General features: G+C 51.4%; 22 protein-coding genes. All 22 read right to left on the bottom strand.

Features of this window, described 5'->3' with window-relative positions; all coding sequences use genetic code 11:
• Positions 1-57: 57 nt before the first annotated feature.
• The 22 genes from IEJ03_RS07155 to IEJ03_RS07050 all read right to left on the bottom strand — a co-directional run bounded on the left by IEJ03_RS07155 (position 58) and on the right by IEJ03_RS07050 (position 26,415).
• Positions 58-1,260 carry an alanine racemase gene (locus tag IEJ03_RS07155; RefSeq protein ID WP_192036955.1) on the bottom strand — a complete coding sequence of 401 codons (1,203 nt, stop codon included), beginning with the start codon at positions 1,258-1,260 and terminating at the stop codon, positions 58-60.
• A gap of 67 nt (positions 1,261-1,327) precedes the next feature.
• Positions 1,328-1,921, bottom strand: coding sequence for a sugar transferase (locus IEJ03_RS07150; RefSeq protein ID WP_192036954.1), 594 nt, complete (start codon positions 1,919-1,921; stop codon positions 1,328-1,330).
• Entirely contained in the window at positions 1,902-3,113 is a 1,212-nt protein-coding gene (locus IEJ03_RS07145) for a glycosyltransferase family 4 protein (RefSeq protein WP_192036953.1), read from the bottom strand. The genes IEJ03_RS07150 and IEJ03_RS07145 overlap by 20 nt, the downstream gene beginning before the upstream one ends.
• Positions 3,114-3,297: 184 nt before the next feature.
• Positions 3,298-4,401 (bottom strand): hypothetical protein, encoded by a 1,104-nt coding sequence (locus tag IEJ03_RS07140; RefSeq protein ID WP_192036952.1) that lies wholly within the window; start codon positions 4,399-4,401, stop codon positions 3,298-3,300.
• Positions 4,402-4,507: 106 nt separating this feature from the next.
• Complete coding sequence (locus IEJ03_RS07135) at positions 4,508-5,317, bottom strand: glycosyltransferase family 2 protein (RefSeq protein ID WP_192036951.1); 810 nt, start codon at positions 5,315-5,317, stop codon at positions 4,508-4,510.
• A gap of 142 nt (positions 5,318-5,459) precedes the next feature.
• Positions 5,460-7,244, bottom strand: a complete 1,785-nt coding sequence (locus tag IEJ03_RS07130) for an asparagine synthetase B family protein (protein WP_192036950.1) — start codon at positions 7,242-7,244, stop codon at positions 5,460-5,462.
• A gap of 113 nt (positions 7,245-7,357) precedes the next feature.
• Positions 7,358-8,788: a hypothetical protein gene (locus tag IEJ03_RS07125; protein ID WP_192036949.1), complete on the bottom strand. Its 1,431-nt coding sequence runs from the start codon at positions 8,786-8,788 to the stop codon at positions 7,358-7,360.
• Between the two features lie 112 nt (positions 8,789-8,900).
• Complete coding sequence (locus IEJ03_RS07120) at positions 8,901-10,706, bottom strand: ABC transporter ATP-binding protein (RefSeq protein WP_192036948.1); 1,806 nt, start codon at positions 10,704-10,706, stop codon at positions 8,901-8,903.
• 127 nt (positions 10,707-10,833) lie between these two features.
• On the bottom strand, positions 10,834-12,123 hold the full coding sequence (locus IEJ03_RS07115) for a DUF4910 domain-containing protein (protein WP_192036947.1): 1,290 nt from the start codon (positions 12,121-12,123) through the stop codon (positions 10,834-10,836).
• Positions 12,124-12,154: 31 nt separating this feature from the next.
• Positions 12,155-13,150 carry a polysaccharide deacetylase family protein gene (locus IEJ03_RS07110; RefSeq protein WP_192036946.1) on the bottom strand — a complete coding sequence of 332 codons (996 nt, stop codon included), beginning with the start codon at positions 13,148-13,150 and terminating at the stop codon, positions 12,155-12,157.
• A gap of 47 nt (positions 13,151-13,197) precedes the next feature.
• Positions 13,198-14,025, bottom strand: a complete 828-nt coding sequence (locus tag IEJ03_RS07105; protein ID WP_192036945.1) for an SDR family oxidoreductase — start codon at positions 14,023-14,025, stop codon at positions 13,198-13,200.
• A complete protein-coding gene (locus IEJ03_RS07100) occupies positions 14,003-14,932 on the bottom strand; it encodes a Gfo/Idh/MocA family oxidoreductase (RefSeq protein ID WP_192036944.1) in 930 nt (309 codons plus the stop codon). The genes IEJ03_RS07105 and IEJ03_RS07100 overlap by 23 nt, the downstream gene beginning before the upstream one ends.
• Positions 14,933-14,958: 26 nt before the next feature.
• Positions 14,959-15,951, bottom strand: coding sequence for an IS30 family transposase (locus tag IEJ03_RS07095; RefSeq protein ID WP_192036943.1), 993 nt, complete (start codon positions 15,949-15,951; stop codon positions 14,959-14,961).
• 150 nt (positions 15,952-16,101) lie between these two features.
• Positions 16,102-17,289 carry a polysaccharide pyruvyl transferase family protein gene (locus IEJ03_RS07090; RefSeq protein ID WP_192036942.1) on the bottom strand — a complete coding sequence of 396 codons (1,188 nt, stop codon included), beginning with the start codon at positions 17,287-17,289 and terminating at the stop codon, positions 16,102-16,104.
• A 47-nt stretch (positions 17,290-17,336) separates the two neighbouring features.
• Positions 17,337-18,134, bottom strand: a complete 798-nt coding sequence (locus tag IEJ03_RS07085; protein WP_192036941.1) for an SDR family oxidoreductase — start codon at positions 18,132-18,134, stop codon at positions 17,337-17,339.
• Positions 18,115-18,831, bottom strand: coding sequence for an acylneuraminate cytidylyltransferase family protein (locus tag IEJ03_RS07080; protein WP_192036940.1), 717 nt, complete (start codon positions 18,829-18,831; stop codon positions 18,115-18,117). Before IEJ03_RS07080 ends, IEJ03_RS07085 begins: the two co-directional genes overlap by 20 nt.
• 49 nt (positions 18,832-18,880) lie before the next feature.
• Entirely contained in the window at positions 18,881-19,939 is a 1,059-nt protein-coding gene (locus IEJ03_RS07075) for a nucleotidyltransferase family protein (protein WP_192036939.1), read from the bottom strand.
• Positions 19,940-19,953: 14 nt separating this feature from the next.
• Positions 19,954-21,150 carry a UDP-N-acetylglucosamine 2-epimerase gene (gene neuC / locus IEJ03_RS07070; protein WP_192036938.1) on the bottom strand — a complete coding sequence of 399 codons (1,197 nt, stop codon included), beginning with the start codon at positions 21,148-21,150 and terminating at the stop codon, positions 19,954-19,956.
• Complete coding sequence (gene neuB, locus IEJ03_RS07065) at positions 21,147-22,166, bottom strand: N-acetylneuraminate synthase (protein WP_192036937.1); 1,020 nt, start codon at positions 22,164-22,166, stop codon at positions 21,147-21,149. The genes neuC and neuB overlap by 4 nt, the downstream gene beginning before the upstream one ends.
• The gene (locus IEJ03_RS07060; RefSeq protein ID WP_192036936.1) at positions 22,163-22,789 is read right to left on the bottom strand and encodes a NeuD/PglB/VioB family sugar acetyltransferase; all 627 of its coding nucleotides are present in this window, start codon (positions 22,787-22,789) and stop codon (positions 22,163-22,165) included. Before IEJ03_RS07060 ends, neuB begins: the two co-directional genes overlap by 4 nt.
• A 101-nt stretch (positions 22,790-22,890) precedes the next feature.
• Positions 22,891-23,931, bottom strand: coding sequence for an NAD-dependent 4,6-dehydratase LegB (locus IEJ03_RS07055; RefSeq protein WP_277950347.1), 1,041 nt, complete (start codon positions 23,929-23,931; stop codon positions 22,891-22,893).
• Between the two features lie 111 nt (positions 23,932-24,042).
• A complete protein-coding gene (locus IEJ03_RS07050; protein ID WP_242458109.1) occupies positions 24,043-26,415 on the bottom strand; it encodes a polysaccharide biosynthesis tyrosine autokinase in 2,373 nt (790 codons plus the stop codon).
• Between the last annotated feature and the right edge of the window lie 31 nt (positions 26,416-26,446).

The raw sequence follows: 26,446 nt of genomic DNA, 5'->3' as shown, positions 1-26,446 counted from the left end.
AGTTGCAGGCAGTTATGGCGCCGGACAAACAACGGTCGCCGGAGATAAAACAGATAGCTAACGATAGGTCGCGAGAATACTCTCCACGCCATCCCTTTCCTTGTAGATGACGCCGCTGGGAGAGACGATCGCGGCAGAGGGCATGATGAAGGGCGGGGTGTAGTTGTTGGAATAGGCCCCGCGATTGGGAAAGACGACGAAATCGCCTCGCTGCAACCGGCCCTCGTAACTGGCATCGATGACGTCGTGCTCCATGCAGGTGTTGCCGACCAACACATAGCGGTCATGGCCGGGTTCGGACAGAGCTTGGCGAGGCACGATTGAGAAGCATCGCCTGGCCGTCGAATGCGTCGGGTTGACGACATTGATACTGGTGTCCAACAAGGCGTACTTGATGTCTTGTCGTTCTCTGATCTCGAGGACTTCGGCAACCAGCACCATGGTATTACCAATCAGAGAGATACCCGGCTCGATGATCAGCCGCGGCCCATGGTCTCCGTATTCACGGTGGAAGATGCCACCAATGGTACTAGCATAGTCATCGAAGGAAGGAAGGTCAGGGGGAAACTGTTCTCGCATCGCTGCCGGTATCTGACCGAAGAACCCTCCCCCGACGTTGATGGATTTTACTGGGCGGGAGGGGCTGATGCGGTTGGCCAGCTCAATCATTTTCCTCGATCTCGAAGCAAACAACGCCAGGCTCTTTTCACGCGTACTGAGGTGGGAGTGGATGCCGTTAACCGTCACGTTGCCGATCGCCTGAAGCCGCTTAACCGCTTTTTCCAAGTCACCGTTGTCGCAACAGAAACCGAACCTCGAGGTCCGGCCCTCCAGGGAAAAGCTGACCCTTAGCCCTACCTCGATATGGTCGAAACTTTCTGACAGGTCCTCGAGATATTTAATCTCGTTGAACGAATCAATATTGAGGCGTGAACCGGAAGCGATACAGTACCTCACATCCTCCTCCCGCTTCACCGGGCCGTTGAAGATCAATCGATTAGGCGGCAGGTTTCGTCTGGCGATATCGTACTCAAGCCGAGAGACGACTTCCCCTATGCCTCCCAGGTCATTCAGAATTCGCCCCAACTCTGGCATATAGTTAGCCTTGAATGAGTAGGCAACATCAGCATTTTGATAATAATGACGGAGACTCTCCCTGAATGCTCGATAGTTATGTTCGAACAACTCGCTATCGAAAATGTAAAAGGAGCCTCCCACGCGCCCCGAGATATCTGCAAGCAATGTGTAATCGTAGGACATACCCCAATTCCTCCAGCCTCATGGAGTTGGCTTCATGCAACAAAGAGATGATCCCTGGGCCGAAGCGTCAATCGTTGCCATAGAAATCATCGACGGTCACATGCCCTTCCGCCGAGATCCCGTCTTGGTAAAATACCTTCTTCACGGTCAACATCAGAATGCGCAGGTCCAGCCATGCCGTGCGGTGATCCACGTACCAAACGTCAAGCTCGAACTTCTCTTGCCAGGAAAGCGAGTTACGTCCGTGCACCTGGGCCCAGCCAGTGATGCCGGGGAGTACGTCGTGACGACGCTGCTGCTCGGCACTATAACGGGGCAAATACTCCATCATCAGCGGACGAGGGCCGACCAAACTCATGTCCCCTCTGACGACGTTCCAGAGTTCGGGCAGCTCGTCGATGCTGGTCGCCCGCAACCAGGTGCCCAGCCGCGTCATCCGCGCCTCATCGGGCAACGGCCTTCCCTGTGAGTCGAACGAATCCCGCATGGTCCGGAACTTGACGATCTCGTAGGGTCGTCCATGAAGGCCGGGGCGGTGCTGCCGAAAGAACACTGGGCGCCCCAACCTGAGCGCGATCAACACCGCCGCGATGGCAATGACAGGTGATAGCGCAACGAGCAGGAACATCGCAACGCTGAGGTCAAGGAGTCGTTTTGCCATGTAAGCCTCTCAATTCTCTCGTCACCGCCTCGGCACGAGGTTCCTGTGCATTAGCGCCCATGCCCAGCTGCTCAAGAATATCCGCATTGACCTTGTTGACGTCGTACTTGGCCTCAGCGATCTCACGTGATTTGCAGCCCATAGCCCCAGTCAGCTCAGGAGTATCGATGAAACGCCGCATGGCGACGGCAAGCTGAGAGACATCGCGAACCGGTACCAGGTAGCCATTCACTCCATCGATCACAGTCTCTCGGCAGCCAGGCGCATCGCTGGTAATGACCGCTTTCCCCATAGCCATGGCTTCGAGTACCGTGCGAGGCGTGCCTTCGCGATAGGAAGGCAGCACGTAGACATGGCAAGCAGCAATAGCAGGCCGTACATCATCGAGACAGCCGAGATAGTCGACGGTGCCCTCGACGATCCAATCATCGAGCTCCTGTGGGGCAATGGCATCGGGATTGTCATCAATCCAGCCTGCCAAGGCGAACGTCACTTGAGGATGGGTCCGGTGCACTTGTCGGGCAGCCTTTACATACTCGCGCACACCCTTATCACCGAGCAGTCTGGCGATCATCAGAAATCTGAGCGGACCCTTCGCCTGTGACGCCACAGCGTACTGGTCCAGGTCAACCCCAGAGCCGTTGACGACGTGCGAGGGGCTCCTGGCCGAAAGCACCTTCAGTTGCCGAAAGAGCGCCTGGTCATCGGGGTTCTGGAAGAACACCTTGTGGGCTCCGAGCAAAGCCAGGCGGTACAGGGATCCTACGACCCACAGCAACCCCCGGCGCTTGCAGAACCATCTACCCGATGCATCGGAGGTGAATGTATAGCCCAGGCCAGTGATCAAGACAAATCGCCTGGGCACTTGGCACAGCCAAGCACTGAGAGTTCCATAGATCACCGGCTTAATGGTGTACCCCATGACGACATCTGGCTGAATACGGCGCATCAGGCGGGAGAGATTTCCGAGTGTCTTGAGGTCGGCCACCGGGTTTATCCCCGTGCGCTGCATCGGGATGTCATGCACGATAATCCCCCTGGACTCCAAGTGCTCACAGACCGCGCTATCCTTGCGAATGTCAGGGCATGCGACATGCACCTCACATCCATTTTCGCGCAATGCATCGAGCAACTGGCCACGGAAAGTGACAAGGGAATCAGGAAAACTGGCAATCATCAGGAATCGTTTCATCTGCGTGCCTTGCCCTTTGTGCGTAGCGGTTGTAGTTAATCATGCTGAATATGCAGAAGCTAGGCTTGTATGTAGCAGGGACAACAACCATGACCAGTTAGACCATAGATAATAAATAAAAAATCACGACAAAAGCCAACATAAACCACCACACACCAAAACAATTCGTTTTATATTCCTGAACTCAAGCATATCTTTCCTTTGCGCCATATTCTGACCAAACTATGGCTAAGAAGATCCAAAACAATGTCGTTCTCAGGCCCATGTGGGTCAATGAATAAACTATGGGGCCTGACACGACGAACCAGATGGGTAGTGGCGAACTTCTCACAATTGAAAATAGCAATGCCAAGAACAATGCTATCCCAGGAATACCATATGCAAAAAGAAGATTGCCAAGGCTTGAATGTATTTCGTTTTTATTATATGGATAAAATCTTTCCAAGTGTCCTTCCCCGGCCCCTAACAAGGCGTACTCCGGAAAAGCCAAAATACGGTCATAATTTCTTTCCTCGGCTATAGAATCAAACTTCCCCTCTGCCACCACCGACCTGTTATAAATATTTTCAGATATTACAACCACAGCTTCATCATCAACCAGCAAGGTAGTCATGAAAAGCAGCGAAAGGATAACCGAGAAACGGAAGAGCTGTTTTGGCTGTAAATTCGCAAACAAGTAACCCATTACCACCAAGAAGAAGCCTGCGATGGCTGCTAATGACGCAGCAGCAAAGATACCTAAAACTCCAGATAAAACGGCTAAGATCACAAGAGGCCTGACGAGCAAGCTCATCCTGGCAAGCACCAACAAGGAAGAGATTCCTAACAAAGAAAAGAAAGCAAGCTGATTGGGATTATTAAAAAAACCAACCGCACGACCTTCTACACCTAGTGAAACAATCACACCAACCCCGGAAGTAATTAGCCCTAGGCAAATACCCCATTCAACATAAATCTTGCTTTTAGGCCCCATCCCAAGCAAATACAAAAAACAGGACGCCACTGCAGTATTATACATCCAGAATGCCATCGTTCTATAAAAGTCAGATGACTGGAGAGCTAAAGATGAAACAAGGCAATGAATGAATACCCAGTACGCCAGCAGCCCCCAGCAAAGAGGAATCTTTGCTAATGGCAACTCCCTTGAGGTCGCCATAGAATGGAAATATACCATAAAAACCAAAGCCAAAAAAATATAATCAGTAGGCTGCGGATTCCCACTCGGATAAAAATATACTGGGCTTAACAAGCTAGCAAAAACTAGAGTGCACAAAATCATCCGCATCATGCCGACACCTTCCTAACTGATAACTTAATTTTGTATTAATAGAAGTGAAAGGTGACACCTGCAAATCATGTCGCCAGACTGTGAAATGACGATCCTTGTCTCTCAATCACTGTCTAATACGCACACGGAGTTTTTGAGGCAATAAACCATAAAAAAACCTAAAAGCGGGGTAAGCACGATATTTAACACCGCCCTTCATTTCAGTAATTATTGCATTCTGAAGTAGGGTGCTGGACAAAAGGTAATATAATCGTCTCTTGTTCTCGAATGATTGCCCTGTATGTATCCTCTTAGAGACAAGAGAGTATCCCGTTTTCTGGAGCCTAACACCATGCTTAACAAGCCTGAACCATAGCTCATAGTCAAGCTGTGATTTCCTGTTTTCGTTATATCCCCCAACCTCCATAATACTACAACGATCACAAATAACACTTATGTGACTAACTGGGTTTCTTTTCATCAACCCCATCGAAACATCATAAACTTGGCTGTTAAATGGATAATTGAAAGAAAACCAATCGACACTGGCATCATCATGAAAAAAGCTGGTCTCACTACACAAAAAAAGACATTTATTATTTAACAAAATATCAACTTGCACCTCTATACGCTGAGGATGTGACAAGTCATCTGCATCCAAGTTGGCAACATATACGCCGCGAGCATTTGCAATTGCCATGTTTAATGCTTTGCCACGGCCAACCCCCTCTGTCGCAATAATCCTGAAGCGTGAATCCTGCTTCTCAACTTCACGCAAATATTTCACAGAGTCATCGCTTGAGCCATCATCAACGATCACAGCTTCCCAGTTTAAATATGTTTGCTTTTTAATACTTTCGATGGATTTAGGAAGAAATGGAAAACCATTCCTTACCGTCATATAAATACTTACAAGAGGGGTGCGAACATCATCCATAACTTTTATCTCGGCATGCCCTTATGTTATCGGCGTCCATACATGAGATGAATGCCATCCTCAACCGACTCTAAGGAAAATCTTAAGGAACTAGAGCAAACTGCAGAAATCTTCTTTTTCGATTCAAATAAGGCACTCAAATTTATCTTGCAACTAACGTTTCCCCATCAACCTCACAAACTGCAACATTCACCTTCAACCACTCAGCGATAAAGGAGAATTTTCTCATTGCACCAATATCCAGAAGATAATTTACATTGCAGACTTTTTCCCCAAAGACTGCATTAAGCACCTCCCGGTTGCGACTCAAAGATTTTTTATATTTCTCTAAACAATCATGATCTAAAATAGAAAACCCTTTTTTCTTTCCAAAAGATATTTTCGTCCTAGCTTGCACGTATTCTTTCAGACCCTTTTTATTGTCTACAGCCTGCATGATCAGGTGCGGATTAAGGAGAGGGGCTCTTGCTTCAACGCCATGATGCATTGAGATATTATCCATATCTCTCAGCAACTGGTTCTTGCAGTAATCAAACGTCTCAAGCAACTTTAACTGCATGCTAGAGCAGTCCTTGTATCGCTCAAAAAGCCCTGATGGCACAGACTCGTAAATGCCTTCCTTAAATCGTCTATAAGACTCTCTCAATGTGTCCTCGTGCTCTTTTTTTACGAAACAGGAATCAGCCCTGTAGAGAAAATAGTATGCCATGACTCCCCACTCACCCAGCATTTCTCTTCCCTCTAAAAACCTTCTCATCTTTGGAACAAGGAGAAATGACTTGGGAATACTAGCTAATATATTTATCAGCTGATAATTGTTAAAAGAAGGATAGCCTCCGAATATTTCGTCACCGCCTAAACCAGAATATACAACCTTCAGGTGGGGAAACTCACTTTTCAAATGCTGCAGAATCCTGTGAACCTGGAGACCATCGGAAGTGGGTTGCTCCATAATTCCTGCATAAAACGCGATTTCTTCGCTGATACAGTCTGGACGACCTTCACCCACTTTCTGGAGTGCGGAGAATTTACAACCAGCTTCGTTTAAGTCTATAAAAGATAGGTTATTCTCAACTTCACTAACTTCCCCGCTTCCATCACACCCTCCATAAGTTACCAATGACAATCCGGCGCCCGATTCAATCGACTTTACCAGAAGATAACTAGAGTCCACTCCTGAACTTAGCAATAACGCAGCATCAACATCCCGAGTTATTAACGAATATTTCAAATATTTTTCAGCGACTGAAGATCGCGAATCGGCTGAACAAAAGAAACTTTCCTTCTTCAATAAAATATCAACTCCATTTAAAAAAAGTGAATGGTTAGGAGGTATTTCATATATACCTTTCCAAACAGTTTCAGGCTCCCTGATAAAACCATTCAACACATAGTCACAGCGTAAAGCATCAATATTCAGCAGCACCCTACCACCGATACCTTTGACAAAAAACAAAATAGATTTAAGAGTGGATGATACTAAAACAACCGTCTCATCTTTATAGTAATAAAGTGGCTTTTCGCCAAAAACATCTCTGCGAAATACAACTTTGTCGTTTTTTATATCGTACCACGCATAGGCATATGGACCATTCACGAAAGAGTGGGCATCCGGATTTTCCAGCAAATGATCGAATAGCGCCAGAGTATCTGAACCCTTGTGGGCATAATCTTCTTTATAATTATAATATTCGCCATTAAATATAAGAGCGTAGTCATCAGTTACCACAGGCTGATTGGACTCCGGATTCAAACCATTTATCGCCAGGCGAGAATGACCAAAGTGAAGCCCATTTATTTTTCTTATAGCTACGTTATCTTGCCCGCGGTACCTCATTTTTTCAAGAGCACTGGAAAACAACTCATCCAGGTTGGCAGGGCCGCACCCCGCCTCATCAAGGACTTTGCAAAAAAAGATGCCGCACATTTAAATCTCCCGCCGGGAAAATAATCGACATGAAATTTATTCTGAGAAACACTACTAGATAACTTATCAATAGTAATGTATCCGCAAGAAAATACAAAACCAACACATGAAGGCTATGCTACATTTACCCTCAACGCTTTACCGTTAATGACAAAATCAATATCCGCTGCGAGTAAATCCAGGAAGACTTCACAATGTTCCTCTGCATATTTGTGTGGACTAAAGTCTTCATCCGGAAAAACTGATGAGGTTATTATGTCATGTATAAGACATCTAACATCACCTTGTGAGTACCCTTTGAAATCTAGGGCTTCCAACACATACTCATTCATTTTGGCAATATTTCTAGCGTTTACCACACCGCTTACCTGGTTGTAAAAAACATCGCCAAAACATATTACGGCTTTATCATGAAATATTGCTTCCAACCCCATGCTAGAGGATATGGTCACCACCCCGCAGGAACGCTTTATCAGATCATGAGGATTCAGCTTGTGGCTGACCAACATCACATTATGGTGCTTAACGACTTCGTCATAAAAGCTGCGTTCTCTTCTACCAATAGATACCTTATGTTCCTTTACAAGCAGTACGCAATCTGAAGGTAATGACTTTGAGATAAATTCAATAATCTGCAGCTGGTTATTTATCCAACGTCCTTTTACAAGCGTTGATGCTTCTGGGTGAAAATGCAGAGGATAAATAAAATATTTCAACCCCATATCTGACAGTTTTTCAATATTAGCTTCGTTCTTGCTCAGGCATGAAGAATATCTTGATGCATTGATTATCCTAACCACCCTCTTCTTCACGGCACTAAAGGGATCCTCGTAAGCGTGAAAGGTTGTTTTTCTATCTTTTCGAATAAGCATCTTTCCCAAGGTGAGGAAATCTTGCTTACTGGCTACCTTGAAGAACCGCCTATTCGCGACCATATATGATGGCTGAATCTTCTCCTTTAAATAACCTTCTATATAGGCATCGGCCTCAAGCATAGACTTCCCTTTGTTGCGCAAGCTTGCCGTGACAACATGACCGTCTGGGCCATCAGACAGATACAGTCCCGTACCTATCCTGCTCCGGACGGGATACCTGAAAGGTATATCAATCTTTTTAGATAAGAAGTATAGGAACATACTTAAGAAGTCATCCAGCCCTTCTGACACAACCATTTCAATTGGCTTCGAAGAATGTATCTCTTCTACCTTTAGTGCCATTGAAATAGCGATGCGAAATGCATCCTGCTTATCAAAGCGATCAAAGTTACGCTCAGCATGGATCAAGTCGGACAAGACGAACTGATACTCGTCTTCCATCCGTTTCGCCTGGCGAAGGTATTCTTCCATACTTTTTTTTTCTTTGGACTCAAGAACATCCTTGAAATACACAACATGATCAAAAACAGATAAATCGCTGTCATTTTTGTTGCAATATGAAAAGCAAGACAAGTATACATTCTTGCTACTAGGACCCTTTTTAAACAACTCCATACAGTTCGTAAAAAAAGACTCACTCACGGAAAGTAGAAAAAAGATATTTTTCATCCTGAGCCACTCCTCAGCTTTGTAAGGCATTTTATTCTTTAACTGGCGGTCAATTTAATACCAACCGCCTGCTGGCAAGGCTTAATGGTTAGAGAAACAGTATTGAGACGACTCAGGCCCGTTCCGCCATCCGCTTGAAGGTATCGTTACGAATTACCAGGTCCTCAAATCGCCCCTGATCAAGAACTCTTCCATCCTTAATCAGATAGATACAGTCGCACTGCTTCACGGTAGCGAGGCGATGAGCAATAATGACGATCGTCTTGGTGCCCGAAAACTCATGAATGGCGTCCATAACCAGCTGCTCCGTGATACCATCCAAGGCACTGGTTGCTTCATCCAACACCAGTACGTCGGCATCATGATACAAGGCACGGGCGATACCGATCCGCTGACGCTGCCCACCAGAAAGCTGGACACCACGTTCACCCACATCAGTTTCCAGCCCCTCGGGTAGCTCCGATATCAGTTCATCGAGATTAGCCAAATTTGCCGCACGTCTCACGCGTACATCATTGATTGCAGATGGCGGAAGCCCAAAAGCAATATTCTCGCGAATGCTTGTATCGGAGAGAAAAATGCTTTGAGGCACCAGGCCCAGACTGTTCTGCCATGCACGTTTGTTCATCGTGGTCAGGGGCTCACCATCGATCAGTACCTGGCCACTTGAGGGGTCGATCAACCCTAGAAGCAGATCGATGGCAGTCGACTTCCCAGAACCCGAGGCTCCGACAAGACCAATGACTTGATTCGCCGTGATCTTCAGTGTCAGCCCATCTACGGCAGACGCTTGCTTACCCGGATATGTAAAATGGACGTCGCGAAATTCTATAGACTGCCGAGGCACCCAGCGGTCAGCTTTCTTGGGATCCGCGCGCTCCTGATCAACACTGCTGACCACACTGGCGTGAAGGTCATCACGCATTGACTCGAATGCGGCAAGGTTACCGCGCACCCGCGAAACACTGGAGTAGATCTGCTGAAAGGCCGGAAGAAGTTTGAAGCCAGCCAGCGCATACACGGAAAGTACCGGCAGGATGGTGCCCAAGTTGCCTTGATGAGCAGCCAAAAGGTAAAGCACGAGGAATATCACCGCACCGAAGGCGACCAACTCCATCGCAAAGCGCGGTACCTGGCTCATCGCCAAGGTAGCTCCCTGCGCATTGGCAAAACGCTGGCTCACTTTTTCGAAACGTTCAGTAAAGACGCGCTGCCGCCCCAGCAAGAGTGCATCCTTGATGCCTCCAAAACCCTCTGCCATCAACTTGAATCGTAGAGCCTGAGTTTCCGAAACTGTCGTTCCATTGTTGATCAACCGACGGCGCACTGTACGGTAAAGCAGAAGATATGCGATCGTAAAGATTAGCAAGCCGACTGTCGCTACTAGCGGATCGTAAATGAACAGTGCCGTCGCCATCAGGCTTGCCATAACAGCTTTGGCATTCATGTTCATCAAAGGAGTTATTACAGATACCGTAATACGCTGACACTCCTGAGCAATTTGTTTGGACAATTGACTGCTACTGCCATTGGCGTGAAATAGCCAAGGCTGGTACATGTAATGCTTAAACAAACGGCTCGAAATTTCCGCCCCTACACGATGACCGAACATTTCGAGTTGCCAGGTGGTAACTATCGATATCAGAGTAGTAATACTGAGAAGTAACAATACACCAACACCAAACCAGAAGATAAAGTCAGAAGGGGAAGAAGCCCCGCTGGCACGGTAGATTTCAGCCCATATGGAGTCACCTTCGAGCCTGCTCATGTCACCAACCAAGGCCATAAAAGGCCCAACAGAAATGACACCTGCCAGCTCAGAGAAGGACATACAAACCACCATAATCTGCATGACAAGGAGTTTATTTCTCTGATCTTTGTTCAACAGGGAATACAGCTCTTTTATACTATTAAACATAATCCCCATTCCCAAATAAAGACTGGAAGCCACTCCGAACACTGGAGCGATATCTAAAAACAATAAACTAAACCAACAAATCAATATTTTAGGTGGGGCCCGAGCATTACATATAACAAGAGAAAGTTCAGGTCAGCTCCAGCAGGCCATGACGAACCCATTTTCCGAGATAATTCTCGACCATCGATAATGGCAAGCCAACTCGCCCCGCCAGAATATGGATGCTCGTAGGCCGAGTCAGGGTAGGAATCGTGTCCATCAATAGTCGCATGCGACGGCGCTGCTCGTCAGGCATATCGCCAAAGGCGACCTGTCCCGGATCAATGTAGAGATCATACTCGGGATTAGAAAGGCAGATGTTCCCTGAGAAACGCTTGCGGAGGATGGAGCTCGACTCCAAGGTCTCGACTGCATGCATTAGCACCTTTACGGCCTCTTCCAGCCGCTCAGATCGCATTAAATCCAGATTATCGCGATCGGTGTGATACTCGGGATAAGGGAAGCGTGACAAGGATGCCATGGGAATGCCATAGGCTTCCCAGATGTACTCGTCATTTAGCAGCTCGCTCTCGAACTCACCGGTATGGTGTTCGCAATCATTTGATAATAGAGATTCGGCTACAGCCAACTCTATATTGGACTCTCGGTGACGAGAATACTGCAGGGCCAATTCGGTAGGTGAACCTAGCATTTCCAGCATCACCCCTTCGAGCAAGTGTTCCTTCTCTTCTCTCATCAGGTGGCCAAGATAATACTCATTGCCGATAATCCCCGGTGCCAGTACCAGTCGGTAGCTGAAGTTCGTCTTTTCCTGTCGCCGGCGCAATGCCTCGAACAGGGCCACCCCTACCGCCACACCGGATAGGCCGTCGTTGGCCACACCGGGGTGGTCCAGATTGGCGGCAAAAATGATGGTTTCAGGCGATTTTCCTTCGAGGGTGTAATCAATCACCCGCAGTGTTCCAGGCGCCTCTTCAGTCTCGATCAGGACATCGTAGTCCCCTTCCTCGAGGCCGTCGTAGAAGGTTCTCGGCACGCAGAACCCCCAGTCTCTCTGCCAACTACGAAAGAGTTGCCGGAAGTGGAAGGGGACGGCATCGGGGTAACGGTGGTCGTAATGGAGATGGCGCCGCAGTTCCTCACGATCGACGGTACCACTAAACGGGATAGAGAGAGCCATGACGGCCATCGGATGACTGCTTTCGTATATCGTTTTGCCCTGATAACCGATTCTTGCGGTCTTGATATCCCATTTATTGGGAATCACCCAACCGTTGTAGTGATTATCAGCCGAATAGGTATGTTCACGAAATGGCAGAATATCCTGCATGTAGCGAATGGTGTCATCAAAGTCGCTAGAGCAGACCACGCGATTAAGCGGCGTCAGGTCGGCAAGCAGTTTCATCATGTTAGTCATGGGCAGTCCTGTTACGACGACTTATATGGGTTTATGCCTCGAGATGCCGGCCGTCGATGGTCGGCTCACCGTGTGCTAAGCAGGCGTCAAGCGAATTGGGTAAGTCGTTAGTGTCCAACCTGGGTAGGCACAGAGAGTCTGTTATCGCTAGATCTGCCACACCGACATCAACCGTCAGCCCCAGTGCACAGCCCTTTCTCCGCAATAGCGACAGCAGAGCATCGTTATAGCCACCGTAGGGGTAACACATGACCCAATCCTGTAGCGCAACACCAAGGTCAGCCATGAATTCCAGACTGGTTTCGACTTCACGTAGCTGTTCTTCGCCACTAAGTGTATTCAGCCACAGATGCTGATCACCGTGACTGCCAATGAACATGCCGGCATCAAGTAGGTCTCGAAGCTGGGTATCAGTCATGTACAGTTCGGCCGCAAAGTCACGCTCATCTTGGGTTACAAATTGACGAAAAAGCCGGTCAATTAAGGGCCCTCGCATCGGCGCCGGCAGCCCCTTCTGCAGGATGCGCTTGATGAAGGTCACCTTGGCACTGTCATAGCGGCTTTCTCTCGAAAAAATCTCAAAGTATTCCGCATTACCGAGCAAACCATATTGTTTACGGTGAGCATCCATTTCAGCAAAGATCTCGTCGATCAACCGCTGTGGATTGGTTCTACTGGCAAGTGTAAAGTGAATCTTGTTCACGTCTAACACTCGCCCTTCCCTCACCGCACAAGCCGGGGGAAAGAAACTTCCTTGCATGCCTCGCTCCAACAGAAGCGGAAAAACATGCTCGTAGTGATCCCGGTAACCGTCATCAAAGGTCAGCAGGATGGCGTGCTCCGGCAGCATGGCCTCGCCCCTGCTCGCAGCGATGACGTCTTCCATAGTCACTGCTGTGTAGTGATGCTGTATGAAATCAAGCTGACCGCGAAAGTTGTCCAGTTCAAGGGCCTTGAGCTCAGGATAGTGGGACTCTTTTAAGGGGCGGACATAGTGATACATCACGATGGTGAGATTATTCGCCATGATCGTCGCTACCTAGTCATTGTGTTGTTATCGAGATGTTCTGCGTCCTACCAGGCGCTGAGTCCGCCATCGACATACAGGCACTGACCAGTCACGTATCGCGAGGCATCAGAGGCCAGGAAAATAAGGGCTCCCACTAGATCACCGGGCTGCCCCATCCTTGCCAGTGGCACTCGCTGGGAGTAACGATCCACGAATGCCGCGTTCTGACCGCTTTGGACTCCACCAGGAATCAAGGTGTTGACCCGAATACCGTGCGGCGCCCAGTTAGTAGCAAGATACCTTGCAAGGCCCGACACACCTGCCTTGGAGGCGGCATAGACAGGCGGCGTGTTAATGGCGATTCCCATGTATTCAGATCCTTCATAAATGCGAGGGTCGCTTCCTAACTCGCCATAGATGGAGCCAGTATGGATGATGCTTCCCCCCCTACCCTGCTCAATCATGCGGCGACCCACACTGCGCGACACCAGGAATACTCCATCCAGATTGACGGCCATGATCTTTCTCCATTCCGCCAGACTGTATTCTTCTACCGGTGTGAAGAATGCCCCGAGATCATCGGACTTGCTTGCCGCATTATTGTGCAGAATGTCGATGGCACCGAAGTGCTGCAAAGTGCTAGTGACCAGTGCCTCCACCGAAGCCTCGTCGCTGACATCACAGGGCAGGCCGATACAACGCACGTTCGTATCCCGTCCTAGCTCAGCTGCATAGCGCTCCGCAGACTCTCCATCCAGATCGGCCACCACCACATTGGCACCAAACTCGGCCAGGGCTTGGCAGAAACTCTGCCCCAGAATACCAAGCCCTCCGGTCACGATTGCGACGCGCCCCTTGAGATCGAACAGGTCATAAAAGGTCGTCGAATCCATCAAGTGACACCTCCTTTCGGTTCTGTAACGCCATTTTTCCAGCGATCAGGGTGCGAATGACATCGAGTGTCTCTGTCGTAACAATCGCCGGACGCCCTTCGACGATTTGTCGCCAGAAAGCCCATAGCGTACGGCGGAACATTGAGAAGTTGTCAGTGATATCGAAGCTTGAGATATGCTGACTACCCATCACTTCTACACGAAACATCGCCGGCACCTGCCCGAGGGCATCTATATGGACCGGCACACCGTCTTCCATTAGCACAACCAAAGAATCATGTTCGCCAGGCAAGGCGCTTACCGATATCGGGCGAGATGGCATCATCGGCAGGATGGCGTCCAGTAAATGTACACCATAGCGCACCCAATCGTTGAGGATGGTTCCGCGCACCAGTCTCATCTCACCGTGATTGATCTGCCCTGCTCTGCATGCATCCAGTTCCTTGGCATAGCGCATCCCTGAGCAGGACATCAGCAGCCCACTCTCCAGATAAGGCGTAAACCAGCGCAACTCGTCGATATCCAGTGTCAGAGGTTTATCGATAAATACGGGGATACCGGCTTCCAGAAATGGCTTGGCCAGAGGGAGGTGCGAAACGTAATCGTCCCGGGCAAGGATTATCGCATCCACTTCACCCAGCATATCGGTAGGTGACGAAACAGCATGCGCAATACTTGCGGCCCTGCAAAGTAGCGCCGTCTGTTCGTCGTGCTGCGTCCAGGCATGGGTGACGCGCAGGTCGCCCACGCCGAATTCCGACCCATGGCGGCGACTCACGTAGTCATAGATGCCTGGCCAGCCGGAATGCCGCATCCCACTGTCTGAGTAACCATTGATGATCGCGGAGAAAGAGAACGGATGGCCGTTACCATCACTCATTCCCAGCATGCCGACACGCGTGACCATGGCTCGTACGCCTCTAAATCCTGAATTCAAGCAACAAGCGCAGCACCTGCGGTATCCAGGGCTCCTGAATATTCCCCCAGGAACACCTGTGCCGGTGTGCGATAGCCGAGACGCTTTCGGGGTCGGTCATTCAGCTTCTCGACCACCTTGCGCAGCTTGGCATCGGTGACCTGTCGAAAGTCCGTTCCCTTGGGGAAGTACTGTCGTATCAGGCCATTGGTGTTCTCATTGGTCCCACGCTGCCCGGAGCAGTAGGGATCGCAGAAGTACGTCGCTGCCGTTACCGCCTGGGCCACGGTCTCGTGATCAGCGAATTCCGAGCCGTTGTCCAGGGTGATGGTCTGGACAGCACCGCGGCGAGGTTTTAGCAGCCGAATCATGGCCTTTTGCGTCAGCTCCGCCGAAAGCTTGGGCAACCGTGCCGCCAGCAGATAGCCGCTACGTCGCTCGACTAGCGTGACTAGGCCCGACTGCTTGTGCACCTGGACCACGGTGTCACCCTCCCAGTGGCCAATGAAGCGCCTTTCATCGATCTCAGCCGCGCGATGCTCGATGCCCACGCGGTTGGGAATCTTACCAAGTCCTGCGCTCTTGGCTTGAGCCCGGTGCTTGCTGCGCCGCTTGGGCTGGCGGAGGTGCTGCCAGAGATCGCCACCGCGGGCCTTGTCATCCCAGATTAAGGAATAGATCCACTGGTGACTGACGCCGACGCCAGACAAGGGCGCCATGAAACCGCTGATCTGCTCTGGGCTCCATTCCTCTCGCAGCCGGTCGACGACAGCGGCAATCAGGCTGGGCAAGCGCTTTGTCCTCTTCCAGGCAGTGCGTCGCCGATGATCACTGCAGGACTGCGCCTGCTCAGGATCGTAACCGCTGTCGGTGGTGTTTCGGCGCAGCTCCCGGCTGACCGTGCTGTTGTGAATGCCAAGCTCTCTGGCGATCTGACGTCGGCTCATGCCCACGTCATGACGGGCATAGATCTGGTATCGTTGGATCTGGGTCAGCTGTCGGTATCCCATGCTCTGCTTCACTTTGGTAGGTGAGCCGAGAAGGGTACCGGCGCTGCCCCTCCCGCCTCTACCTCGTGGTCCAAAGTGCTGCGATTACTCTATGAATTCAGGAATTAAGGGCAGGAGTTGAATATCACCAGATTCAATAGACGAACGGGATTAGGTCAGGAGACGCACGTTCTCACGCGCCATACCGGCAAGCCTAAGCGCACCGCTGCGCAAGCGGCTTCTGAGCCCCACTCCCGCCTTCAGATGTGCTTTGACCTCTGCCATCAGATCATCAAACTGATCCTCGATCGCGAATGGATCGAAGGCGCTCTGCTGCATGTCCGCTTGCTTGAGGAAGGCATCCATTTTGACAGTATGCCGATTCAGGGCGATGACCGGTGTACCGCCGCTATGTGCAAAGATGCTGGGATGCCATCGACCGCCAATATAAACCTGGGCATTCCCCATCAAATTTACCGCCGATTGGATAGGCAAATTGACACCAGCCAAAGGCAGCTCGAGGCGTTCTGCCACGGGCTCCATGATGCGCAGATCCTTGCCCGAAGAAGCGGTAAGAATGACCTGGCCAACACGTACCTGCAGCGCTCGACATAGTTTGCTGAAGCTCGGTACCGCATCGAATCCAGGCTTGAGTCCGCGAAAATACACCGAGCCTCCACCGATGCAGGCATAAGGCGCCTGCGGATCGAAGGCTCCACCGCGCAAGATCCCGCCTTCAACCTCATCCTGCGACGATCCCAGGCGAGACCACCATTCTTCCCCTTCTGGTTGGTACAGATAAGCGGCATCAGAGGCTACGCGGCCCAGCCCGCTGGAACATGCCAGCGCCGAGTCTGGCTCGCGAAACACGATGTCATCCAACAACAAATAGACATGGTCGGCGATTTCCCTCAATACCGGGTCGTTCATCACGATACTGTGATTGACTATCGCCGTTGGCTTGCCGAAAAAGCGCTTTGCCAGATAGGCGATGAAGTAGATCATGCGACTCTGACGGGTACAGTCATAGATGCAGCCTTCGCCGCTGATTAGCACGACGTCACTGCTGGCCAGAGCGGTATATATTTCCGGAAAGATGACGCCATCCATGACCTCGCGGGCTCTAGACTCAAACTCTTGCCAACGTCTCGGCGCGACATCTTCCACCTGCCCTGATAGAACCTCCGCGTCTAGAACTGACGCAATATCCTCTGTCTGCGCAATGCCAATACGGTACTGATACAGCGTCGATTCGACCTGCCCGCCGCCTTCATGAATCAGCTCGCGAAGCGCCAAAGAGGTCGCTCTAGCGCCCCAATTCGGGTCATCGGAGGTATCGTTGACCAGACATACTTTCATTGCGTCTCCCACCTTCCCGGCTAGTGGCTCATCCTCGATGCTCAGATTCACCAGATCGCCCAGCCACCGTCGACACACAGGTTCTGTCCCGTCATGTAAGCACCGGCATCACTTGCCAGCAGCGCTACGACGCCCTTCAGATCCTCTGGCTCACCTAGTCGGCCGGCGGGGGCCTTGCTCTTCAAGCGCTCCATGAAGGCCTGGTTTTCCTGGGTTACGGCATGCGGGAACGCGCCCGGGCTGATGGCGTTGACACGAATGGCATCAGGCGATAGGAAACTGGCCAGGTAGCGAGTGAATTGCAGGACACCGGCCTTGGCCGCGCCATAGCTGGGCGGGTTGGCATGGTCAGTGCCTTCGTAAAGGCGGTAGTCGGGCGCCACATGACCATACATGGACGAGATGTTGATGATGCTGCCAGCACTGGCTTTTAGCAGAGGGTGGCACTGTTTCACCATCCTGAATACTGAATTCAGACTGATGTCCACGTCGTTGTACCAGTCATCTTCATCGATGCTCTGCCAGCTGTTCTTGCGGCCCGACCAGGCATTGTTGACCAGGATATTCAGACCGCCGCAAGTGTCTTGCAAATACTCCACGCAGCGCGCTACCGACTCCCGGTCGGTAACGTCGAGAGCGATTCCCCGGTGCTGCGCAGCTGGCCAACGATCACACCACCCTGCCGCGATCGCCTTGCACCGTTCGGCATCACGGCTGGCAATCACTACATTGGCCCCTAGCTCGGCAAGCGCCTCGCCCATGGCGAGCCCCAGATGACCGGCACCACCACTGATTAGCGCCGTGCGTCCCTCGAGATTGAGTAAGTCATGCAGAGATCTGTTCATCCTGGCTCTCCCTGGTGATGAATTCTGCGATAAGAAAATCCTGTTCGTTATCGATATCCAATGATGTCTTTCCATCGACAATCACAGCCCCGGTCCGCCCGAACAGCATGCCTCGTGTCGCTTTTGCGAGCGTGTCGAGGCGGAAGGCATAAACCTCACCACTGAGCTGAAAGGCCTCCGGCAATTGCTGCCGCGGTAACCAGGGCACGCTGCCCTCTACGAAGGTTTCCGGCATCCCATCATGGATACGCCAAGCCCGGTGCGGGTTCAGGTCGGCGGGCTTGAACGTTGCCACCGAGTCCAAGCCATCTTGATGCAAGCGTTGCAGGCAGGACTGCATATCGATACCGCGGCGCAGGGGTGCCGTCGGCTCCAATAGGAGTGCATAGGCCGCGTCTTCACCTTCTTGATGAAGGCGATGCGCGAGATCACGCACAGCATCCAGGACCAAGGCGGTATCGGTTGCCAGCTCGGGAGGGCGAGAAACGACCTCAGCGCCATACTGGCGTGCAACGGCGGCAATTTCTTCGCTGTCGGTGGACACAATGACCCGATCCACTTCCTCGAGGCTCAAGGCCAACTCAATGGTCCAGGCAATCAATGGCTTGCCATTGAGGTCACGTAGGTTCTTACCAGGGATCGTCTTGCTGCCGCCGCGAGCCGGGATCATGGCCACGACGCGTTGGCTATCAATCATTGCGTTCACCTTCAAACAAAGGGCATGCCGTGGCTGTCACGGAGAGGGATCAAGCGCGTAGCTGCGCCATGGTTTCGCAGTACTGTTGCCATTCACCGGTATCCAACCAAGCCTTGTCGCTGATCGGGTAGACGCCGACACGCCCGCCGCGATCCCTGACGTCCTGGATCAGATCGGTGAGGTGGTAGAACTCATTCTCGGGAATCAAATCAAGCACCGAGGCCTTGAGAACATAAAGCCCGGTGTTAACCAGGAAATTGTAATGAGGTTTTTCCCGCATCTCACAGAGCTGGCCATTATCGACAATCTCACAGATGCCATAAGGAATATCGTAATGGCGTAGTGACACGACCATGGTGATGTCGTTATTTTCCAGGCTGTGATGCGCCATCAGGGCATGGTAATCAGCCTTGATAATGACATCGCAATTGGTCACGATCAGGTCGCCATTAAAGCGACCTATCAACGCATGCAAGCCCCCGCCCGTGCCTAGTGGTTTTTCCTCATGGATATAGCTAATCCGATAGGACGGTTCGAGTTCCTCGAAATAGGCCTGGATCAACTTCGACTTGTAATTGACCGACAGATAGAAATCATCGACACCACACTGGACGAATGAATCGATGATCATCTCGATAGCGGTCTTTTCTCCAACCGGTATTAGCGGCTTGGGCAATACGCTGGTGAAGGGAGCAAGCCTAGAGCCCTTCCCACCGGCCATGACGACTACCGGTAACGCAAGAGGCTCCTGCTTCTTGATGCTACCTCCCTTTTGGAAGAGGTCTTCCCAGAATACAACATCGATGATGCAATTATCGTCATCCAGCACCGGCACCGATGTGATCTTGTGCATCGACATGGCACTTTCGATATCAGCGATTCGATAGCCTTCACGCGCAGAATAGGGGATGCGGTTGCATACAGCGCCGACCTGCCCTTCCAGGTCTCCACCGCCCAGAATCCAGCGCCTCACATCGCCATCCGTCAGTGTCCCACGCAACTGGCCTTTCTCATTGGTGACATAGAGAATCTTACGCCGGGTCTCTTCCAGTTGGTGTAACGCTTCAAGGACCTTGCGCTGCTCGTCAATCAAGAGTGAGTCGAACATCGGATAACCTCCCTTCATTCGTTCCCAGCTGCCATAGCGGCATCGATAAATCCTTTTTTGGTCAACCCCGTGTCCAGAGGAACGACCTTCAAGGTTTCCTTTATCCGTCGCGAGGTCCAACCATCGCCGTAGCGATCGTAGGGATTTTGCAGATGGATGAGTTGCGCTCGAAATTCAGGGCTCAGGGCGAGGGCAATGCCCCGGCGAATCTCGTCGACCTGATTGTCCACTGAAATGACATTGCCAGCGGCTAAGCGACCTTCCTGACGAGATCCGATGTTCACCACAGGGAGCCCAAAAGACGGCGCTTCAACCAGGCCACTAGAGGAATTACCTACCATCAGATCGAGATGGCGAAGGCACCCCTGGTAAACCAGCGGCCCCAGGTTGTCGAAAAGGCGACTGCGACCGGGATGGTCTACACACCAGCGAGTCAACTCCAGATTGATATCCCGCCCCTGGGTATCGGCATTAGCCTTGGAGAAAACCACCTGGAGATCGTCACACGCCTCGAGTGCCTCCAGCAGGTTAGCTACCTGTGACCTGCAGCCGGTCGTCATATCGCTGGTGGCAGGATGAAAGGTGGCGATGGCCGTCGGCCGGTCCAGCGATATGCCGAGGGCCTCTGCCAAGGCATCGCGGCCAATCGGCTCGCTACGGTGAAGATGGTCCAGGCCCGGCGCGCCGTGATTGAACACCCATGCCGGATCCTCCCCCATCTGAATGATGCGCCGCCGATAAACCTCGGTCGCCGGAAAGTGGATATTGGCAAGTTTGGTGACAGCGTGACGGAAGTACTCATCCAGGGCACCACGACTGGTTTCTCCTCCGTGCAGGTGCACCAAGGGAATACCGTGCGCCACCGCAGCGAGTGCCACCGGCACGATCTCGAACCGGTCTCCCAATAACACCAGCAAATCGGGACGATCCTCCGCCAGCGCCTCGGCACATGACAACATGGCCAGTCCCATCGCCTTGATCATCGCCGTGCGGCTATCAGAGGACAGCAGTACCTCAAGACGGCGATGAATACGGAATCCATCTCGCTCGATCTCGCAAACAGTCTCACCAAATTCGATAGACAGGTGCGTCCCGCTGACCGCCAGCATCAGCTCCAGCTCGGGATCCTCGTCGATCTCACGTAACAGCCAAAAGAGCAGGCCGTAATCAGCGCGAGTGGTCGATAGAACCCATATACGTCGACTGCTCACACCAGATCCCTCCAGTCGAGGAGTTCGTCGGCAGCGATGGCGCGAGACGCGCGGCACCCCACGACCACCTCGAGCTGGCTGGGAGCAAGCCCACTCCCCGGCCGCTTCAATGCCAGATGATCTAGGGTGATGACTTCTCCCTCGGCAACCGGGCGCTGTGTCGCGATGCTCTTGCGGACCACATTGAGATTGGGACGCTCGCAGGGGGCGGGACACTTGCGACCATCGCCACGGGCGCTCTCGACATGGCGAATGGCCTGAACCATCTGGCGAAAGTCCTCGATTGCCAGGGAAGCTGCATGATCGGGGCCTGACAAGGTGGTATCCAGAGTGAAGTGCTTTTCGATCACACGGGCGCCCATGGCCACGGCAGCGATGGGAATTTCAATACCCGCCGTATGATCGGAGTAGCCCACGCTGACACCAAAGGCACTCGCGAGAGTGTTCATCGCCAGCAGGTTAATCTCAGCATAGGGAGCCGGATATTCGGTAACACAGTGCAGTACCGTGATGTCCCCCGCCCCGGCCTCTTTCAACAGGCTCAGGGCAACCTCGACCTCCGCCAAATAACACATGCCGGTCGACAGGATGACCGGCTTGCCGAAGCCTCCGATGCACTTCAGGAGAGGCAGGTTCGTGATCTCTCCAGAGGGAACCTTGAACAGACGCATGCCGAGTGCGTCCAGAAAGGTGGCGCTACTGACGTCGAAGGGACTGGACAGGAACTCGATGCCAATGTCCAAGCAGTGGTAATGAAGATGCCGGAAGGCATCATCCGTCAACTCTAGGGCCTTCAACATCGCATACTGGGAGTTCGAGCCCGGCACGGCCTGATGCTGATAGGCAGCCTTACTGGCATTGCGGGTCACCAGTCGATCAGCCTTGAAGGTCTGGAACTTGACGGCATCGGCCCCACACCGCTTGGCGGCATTGATAAGTTCGATGGCCATGTCCAAGGAGCCATTGTGATTCACACCCGCCTCGGCGATCACGAAGGTGGAAGGCAAGGTGCTCATGAGATTCTCCTGGCCGGAACGCCGACATAAGTCCCCGGCATGACTATGTCGCGGGTCACGGTGGCACCGGCACCTATCAAACAACCCGCACATACCCGAACGGAGTGAATGATGTTGGCGCCCGTTCCGATCATGCAATGATCACCAATCACAACGCCGCCGCTGAGAGTGGCGCCCGGTGCGACATGAACGTCATTACCCAGTTCGCAGTCGTGGTCGACCGTGGCACGGGTATTGACGATACAGGCTTGCCCCAGACGACTGCCGGTTACTACCACGGCGCCATCCAGAATGACGGTCCCGGCTCCGGCACGAACATCGTCATGCACAATAGCCCCGACCGTATAAATGGCCGGAAAGCGGAAACCCCGGGCCCGGTATTGCTCGAAGCGTGCGAGCCGAGGCCCTGCTACCGATACCTTTCCCATCCCAAGTACCGCAGAGACAGGTCGATGAGCCTCATGCTCATGAAATGCCATGTCGGATCCAAGATAGCGAGCGCCCATTAGATTTCCCTCATCATGCAACGCCGTATAGCCATGAACTTGATGACCCAGCTTCAGAAGCCCATGAATCAACACCCGGGCATGGCCGCCACCTCCTACTACGCAGAATTCGCTCACTGGGTCTCCTGGCTACTCAACGGCTCAACAGCGGTGCGCTTGATATCGGTGCTTGGCCTTGTCCGAAAAGACGGCGAGCGCCGGCAGTTTTCAGTCAGAGCCTAGATGTTATAGAGGTGCGTCTTGTAATGGCTCAGGTTCTCACTCTCGGCGAACCAGGCAATGGTCTTCTCTAGTCCACGACGCAATCCATCGAGCCCTTCATGGTCGGGTCGGTGCCCTAGTAGCCGAGCGGCCTTCTCGGTGCTTGCCCAGAGCCTCTCGACCTCGCTATCACGAGGGCGCAGCCGCTGCTCATCGAGGCCGATGTCGATCTCACAGCCCATCAGTTCGGCAATCAGGCCGGCGGTGTCTCCGATGCTGATCTCAAAACCACTGCCGACGTTGATCACTTCTCCCACGGCGGCATCGCACTCAGCAACGCGCATAAAGCCGGCGACGGTGTCGGAGACAAAGCTGAAATCTCGGGTGGGGTGCAAGGCGCCGAGGCTCAGCCGACGTGCTCCGGACGCAACTTGAGTGATAATGGTGGGAATCACGGCTCGAGCCGATTGGCGTGGCCCGTAGGTATTGAACGGTCGAATCAGCGCCACCGGAGTAGAAAACGAACGTTGGAAAGACAGAGCAAGTTGATCGGCCCCGATCTTGGACGCGGAATAGGGTGACTGCCCTTGCAGAGGATGCTCTTCGTTAATGGGCACGTAACGTGCCGTTCCATACACTTCGCTGGTAGACGTATGCACGACCTTCGCCACGTTCAAATCCCGGGCTGCCTGCACAACGTTCAGCGTGCCCTTGATATTGGTGTCAATGTAGGTATCAGGTGAGTGGTAGGAATAGGGAATTGCAATGAGGGCGGCAAGATGAAAGACAACATCACACCCTTTCATGGCCTGGCGAACACCATTTGGATCCCGTATATCTCCAGCAAATATGTCCAGATCATTGCGAACACCCGGATAACAATGATCAAGCCACCCCCAGGAGTTGAAGGAGTTATACATCACGAAGGCTCGAACGGAACATCCCTGGCTAACCAATGCTTCTACAAGATGAGAGCCGATAAAGCCATCTGCACCTGTAACGAGAACTTTCTTCCCTTTTAGATTCATTTTAATTATCACTATCTTCCAGGAATTCACGGCATGCCCCTTATATACAACAGGTCACACCACACTCAAACTTTCCACCATGATCACGCAAGGCACTATCATATCGAGCCGAAAAGATCTTCCATCCAAGATAAAATATTATTACTTATAGACGTAATTATAATATCCGTAATTAACTCTAGCCTTTCCCTCCAGAGCATTAAGGATAAACCCTCGAACTTCCACGCCAGAGGTCTCGAATCGCCGTAAAGCCAGATTTATCTCCTTTGGTGGGTTATGCCTATAACGCGCAACCATGAGGGCCGTCCCGGTCTTTTTCCCCACTATCACGCTATCTGTAACGGCCAGCACTGGTGGAGTATCAATAATAATTAGATCGTACTCCTGGCCAGCATCTTCCAATAAATCTCCGAACCTACCCTGCATCAAAAGCTCAGAAGGGTTGGGCGGCACCATACCCCTAGAGACATAAGATAGCCCTTCAACACCGCTACAGCGAGTTACTTTCTTCCATTCCATCTTCCCTGACAGAAAATCTGAGAGACCTGTTCCTGAATCTTCGCCGAATGCCTTATGAATATTCCCCTTACGCATATCGGCGTCGATAAGCAAGACCCTATTACCTGCTTGAGCACAAACAGCCGCCAGATTTATCGCCACAAAACTCTTGCCAACCTCAGGGCTTGGTCCGCATACCATGATGCAGTTATTTTTTGACTCCATCATGGCAAAGTGCAAACTTGTTCGCAGTCCTCTGAGTGCTTCTATCGCAATGTCCGTTGGGCATTCCACTGAAAGAACGCCCTTGATCACATTTCCATTACGTGAATGGCTTTTGCTTTTTCTCACCAGCTTCAGCTGATCATCCGATAAGGGCACGGTAGCATAAACCGGAAGCCCGATACTTTCTAACTGCTCGGGAATCTCAACCCCCCTGTTGATAAAAGCACGCAGCAACACCACACCGATGGACAAGGCCGCGCCTAGCAAAGTTGCGGACATTATGATTAAGAATTTTTTCGGTGTGATCGGGCTTGCGCTGACCTGAGCTGAATCAATGATGCGAACGTTGCCGATTGTCCCGGCTTTTGCCAAATGCAACTCCTGAGAACGATTTAGCAGGTTTACATATATCGCTTGCGTGACTTCCACATCCCTAGTCAGCCTGACAACCTCCTGCTGAGCGGCGGGCATTTTCTCAACACGCGCATCAAGACGGTCTCGCTCATTCCTCAGGAAGTTTTTTTGACGAATCAAGGCTTGATAAGCAGGATGATTTCGAGTGAAACGCTGCACCAGCTCTGCTTCTTGAAACTCCACCTCACTCAATTTCTTCTCTATATCAATCAATTGAGCAATGACAGACTGAGACTCCGAGTCAAGGTCTACGCTATCCATCTTGACACGATATGCATTTAACTTGTCCTCGGCATTGGATAACTGAGCACGGAGCTCCGGCGCCTGTTCGTCAATAAATGCAAGACTCTGATCTACTTGTGCCGACTGACGCTCAACATTCTGCATCAAGAAATTTTCACTGATGGCGTCCAGCAAGCGACGGATTTCTTCACGATCCGTACCCGTCAATGTCAAGCGGAGCATTCCAGCATTGCCAACAAAACCACTTCCTGTTTCAGAAACGGACAGCCTCGAAGCCAGAGACTGTATTGCAGACGAACGCGGTGCCTTGATCAGTGTAAATTCAGCTCCCTCTGGTGCCATTATCTCTGACACTCGCAACTCTATAGCACCATCCATAAAGCTAGCTTTCTCTCCAGATACGCCCTTTCCCAGCAGTTCATCACCAAGCAAAATTTGATAGCCATTGTGCCCCAAGGATTTCAATGTCAGAGATCGACCACGTAGCGCATCTCCAACAGAGAAAAGGCCAACGTTAACGCTCTCCCCCCCCCATACGTAGGCATCCATTTCCCTAAAAACTGGCAGATATTCACTATACTGGTCTAAAAAAGTGCCTAGAATTGGTATGGAAGCAATACTAGGGCGTGAGAAATTCTTCCTCTGGATATACTCTCCGACAAGAGGAATTGTATGCGGTACGACGATGGAATCAAGATTCATTTGATCAACAACTCTCCCTAACACCATCCTGGAGCGCAGTATTTCAACTTCTACAGATGAACTCTGATCCTCTTCTCCCATGACCGCTTTGAGATCCCCAAGAGGATTAACGGAAGAACGCTTTTCTATCTGAACCAGTGCATCCCCCCTATACACTGGAGTCGACATGAACACATAAAAACCCCCTCCTATAAAAAACAAGAATGCAACAGAAAATATCAACCACTTGTTATCTATAACAATTCCTAACAAGCGGGAAATATCTATATCTGCACTTTCATTAGGCACATTAGGAATCTGTTGCATCTGAGTCATGACGGTGCCTTTTGGCATGGTTAACCCTCGCTTAAAGATACCTGCAAAGGAAACCTGTCGACGGTATAAAAACGTTTTTATAAACCAACGCGAAGCAGTAAATAACAACCCGATCACTAACAATACCCAAACAGGCTACCTATCTGAC

It is taken from the genome of Halomonas sp. YLGW01, from assembly GCF_014840935.1.
Classification (GTDB): domain Bacteria; phylum Pseudomonadota; class Gammaproteobacteria; order Pseudomonadales; family Halomonadaceae; genus Onishia.
The sequence above is the reverse complement of the archived record's forward strand: the minus strand, read 5'-3'. Positions and strand labels throughout refer to the sequence as shown.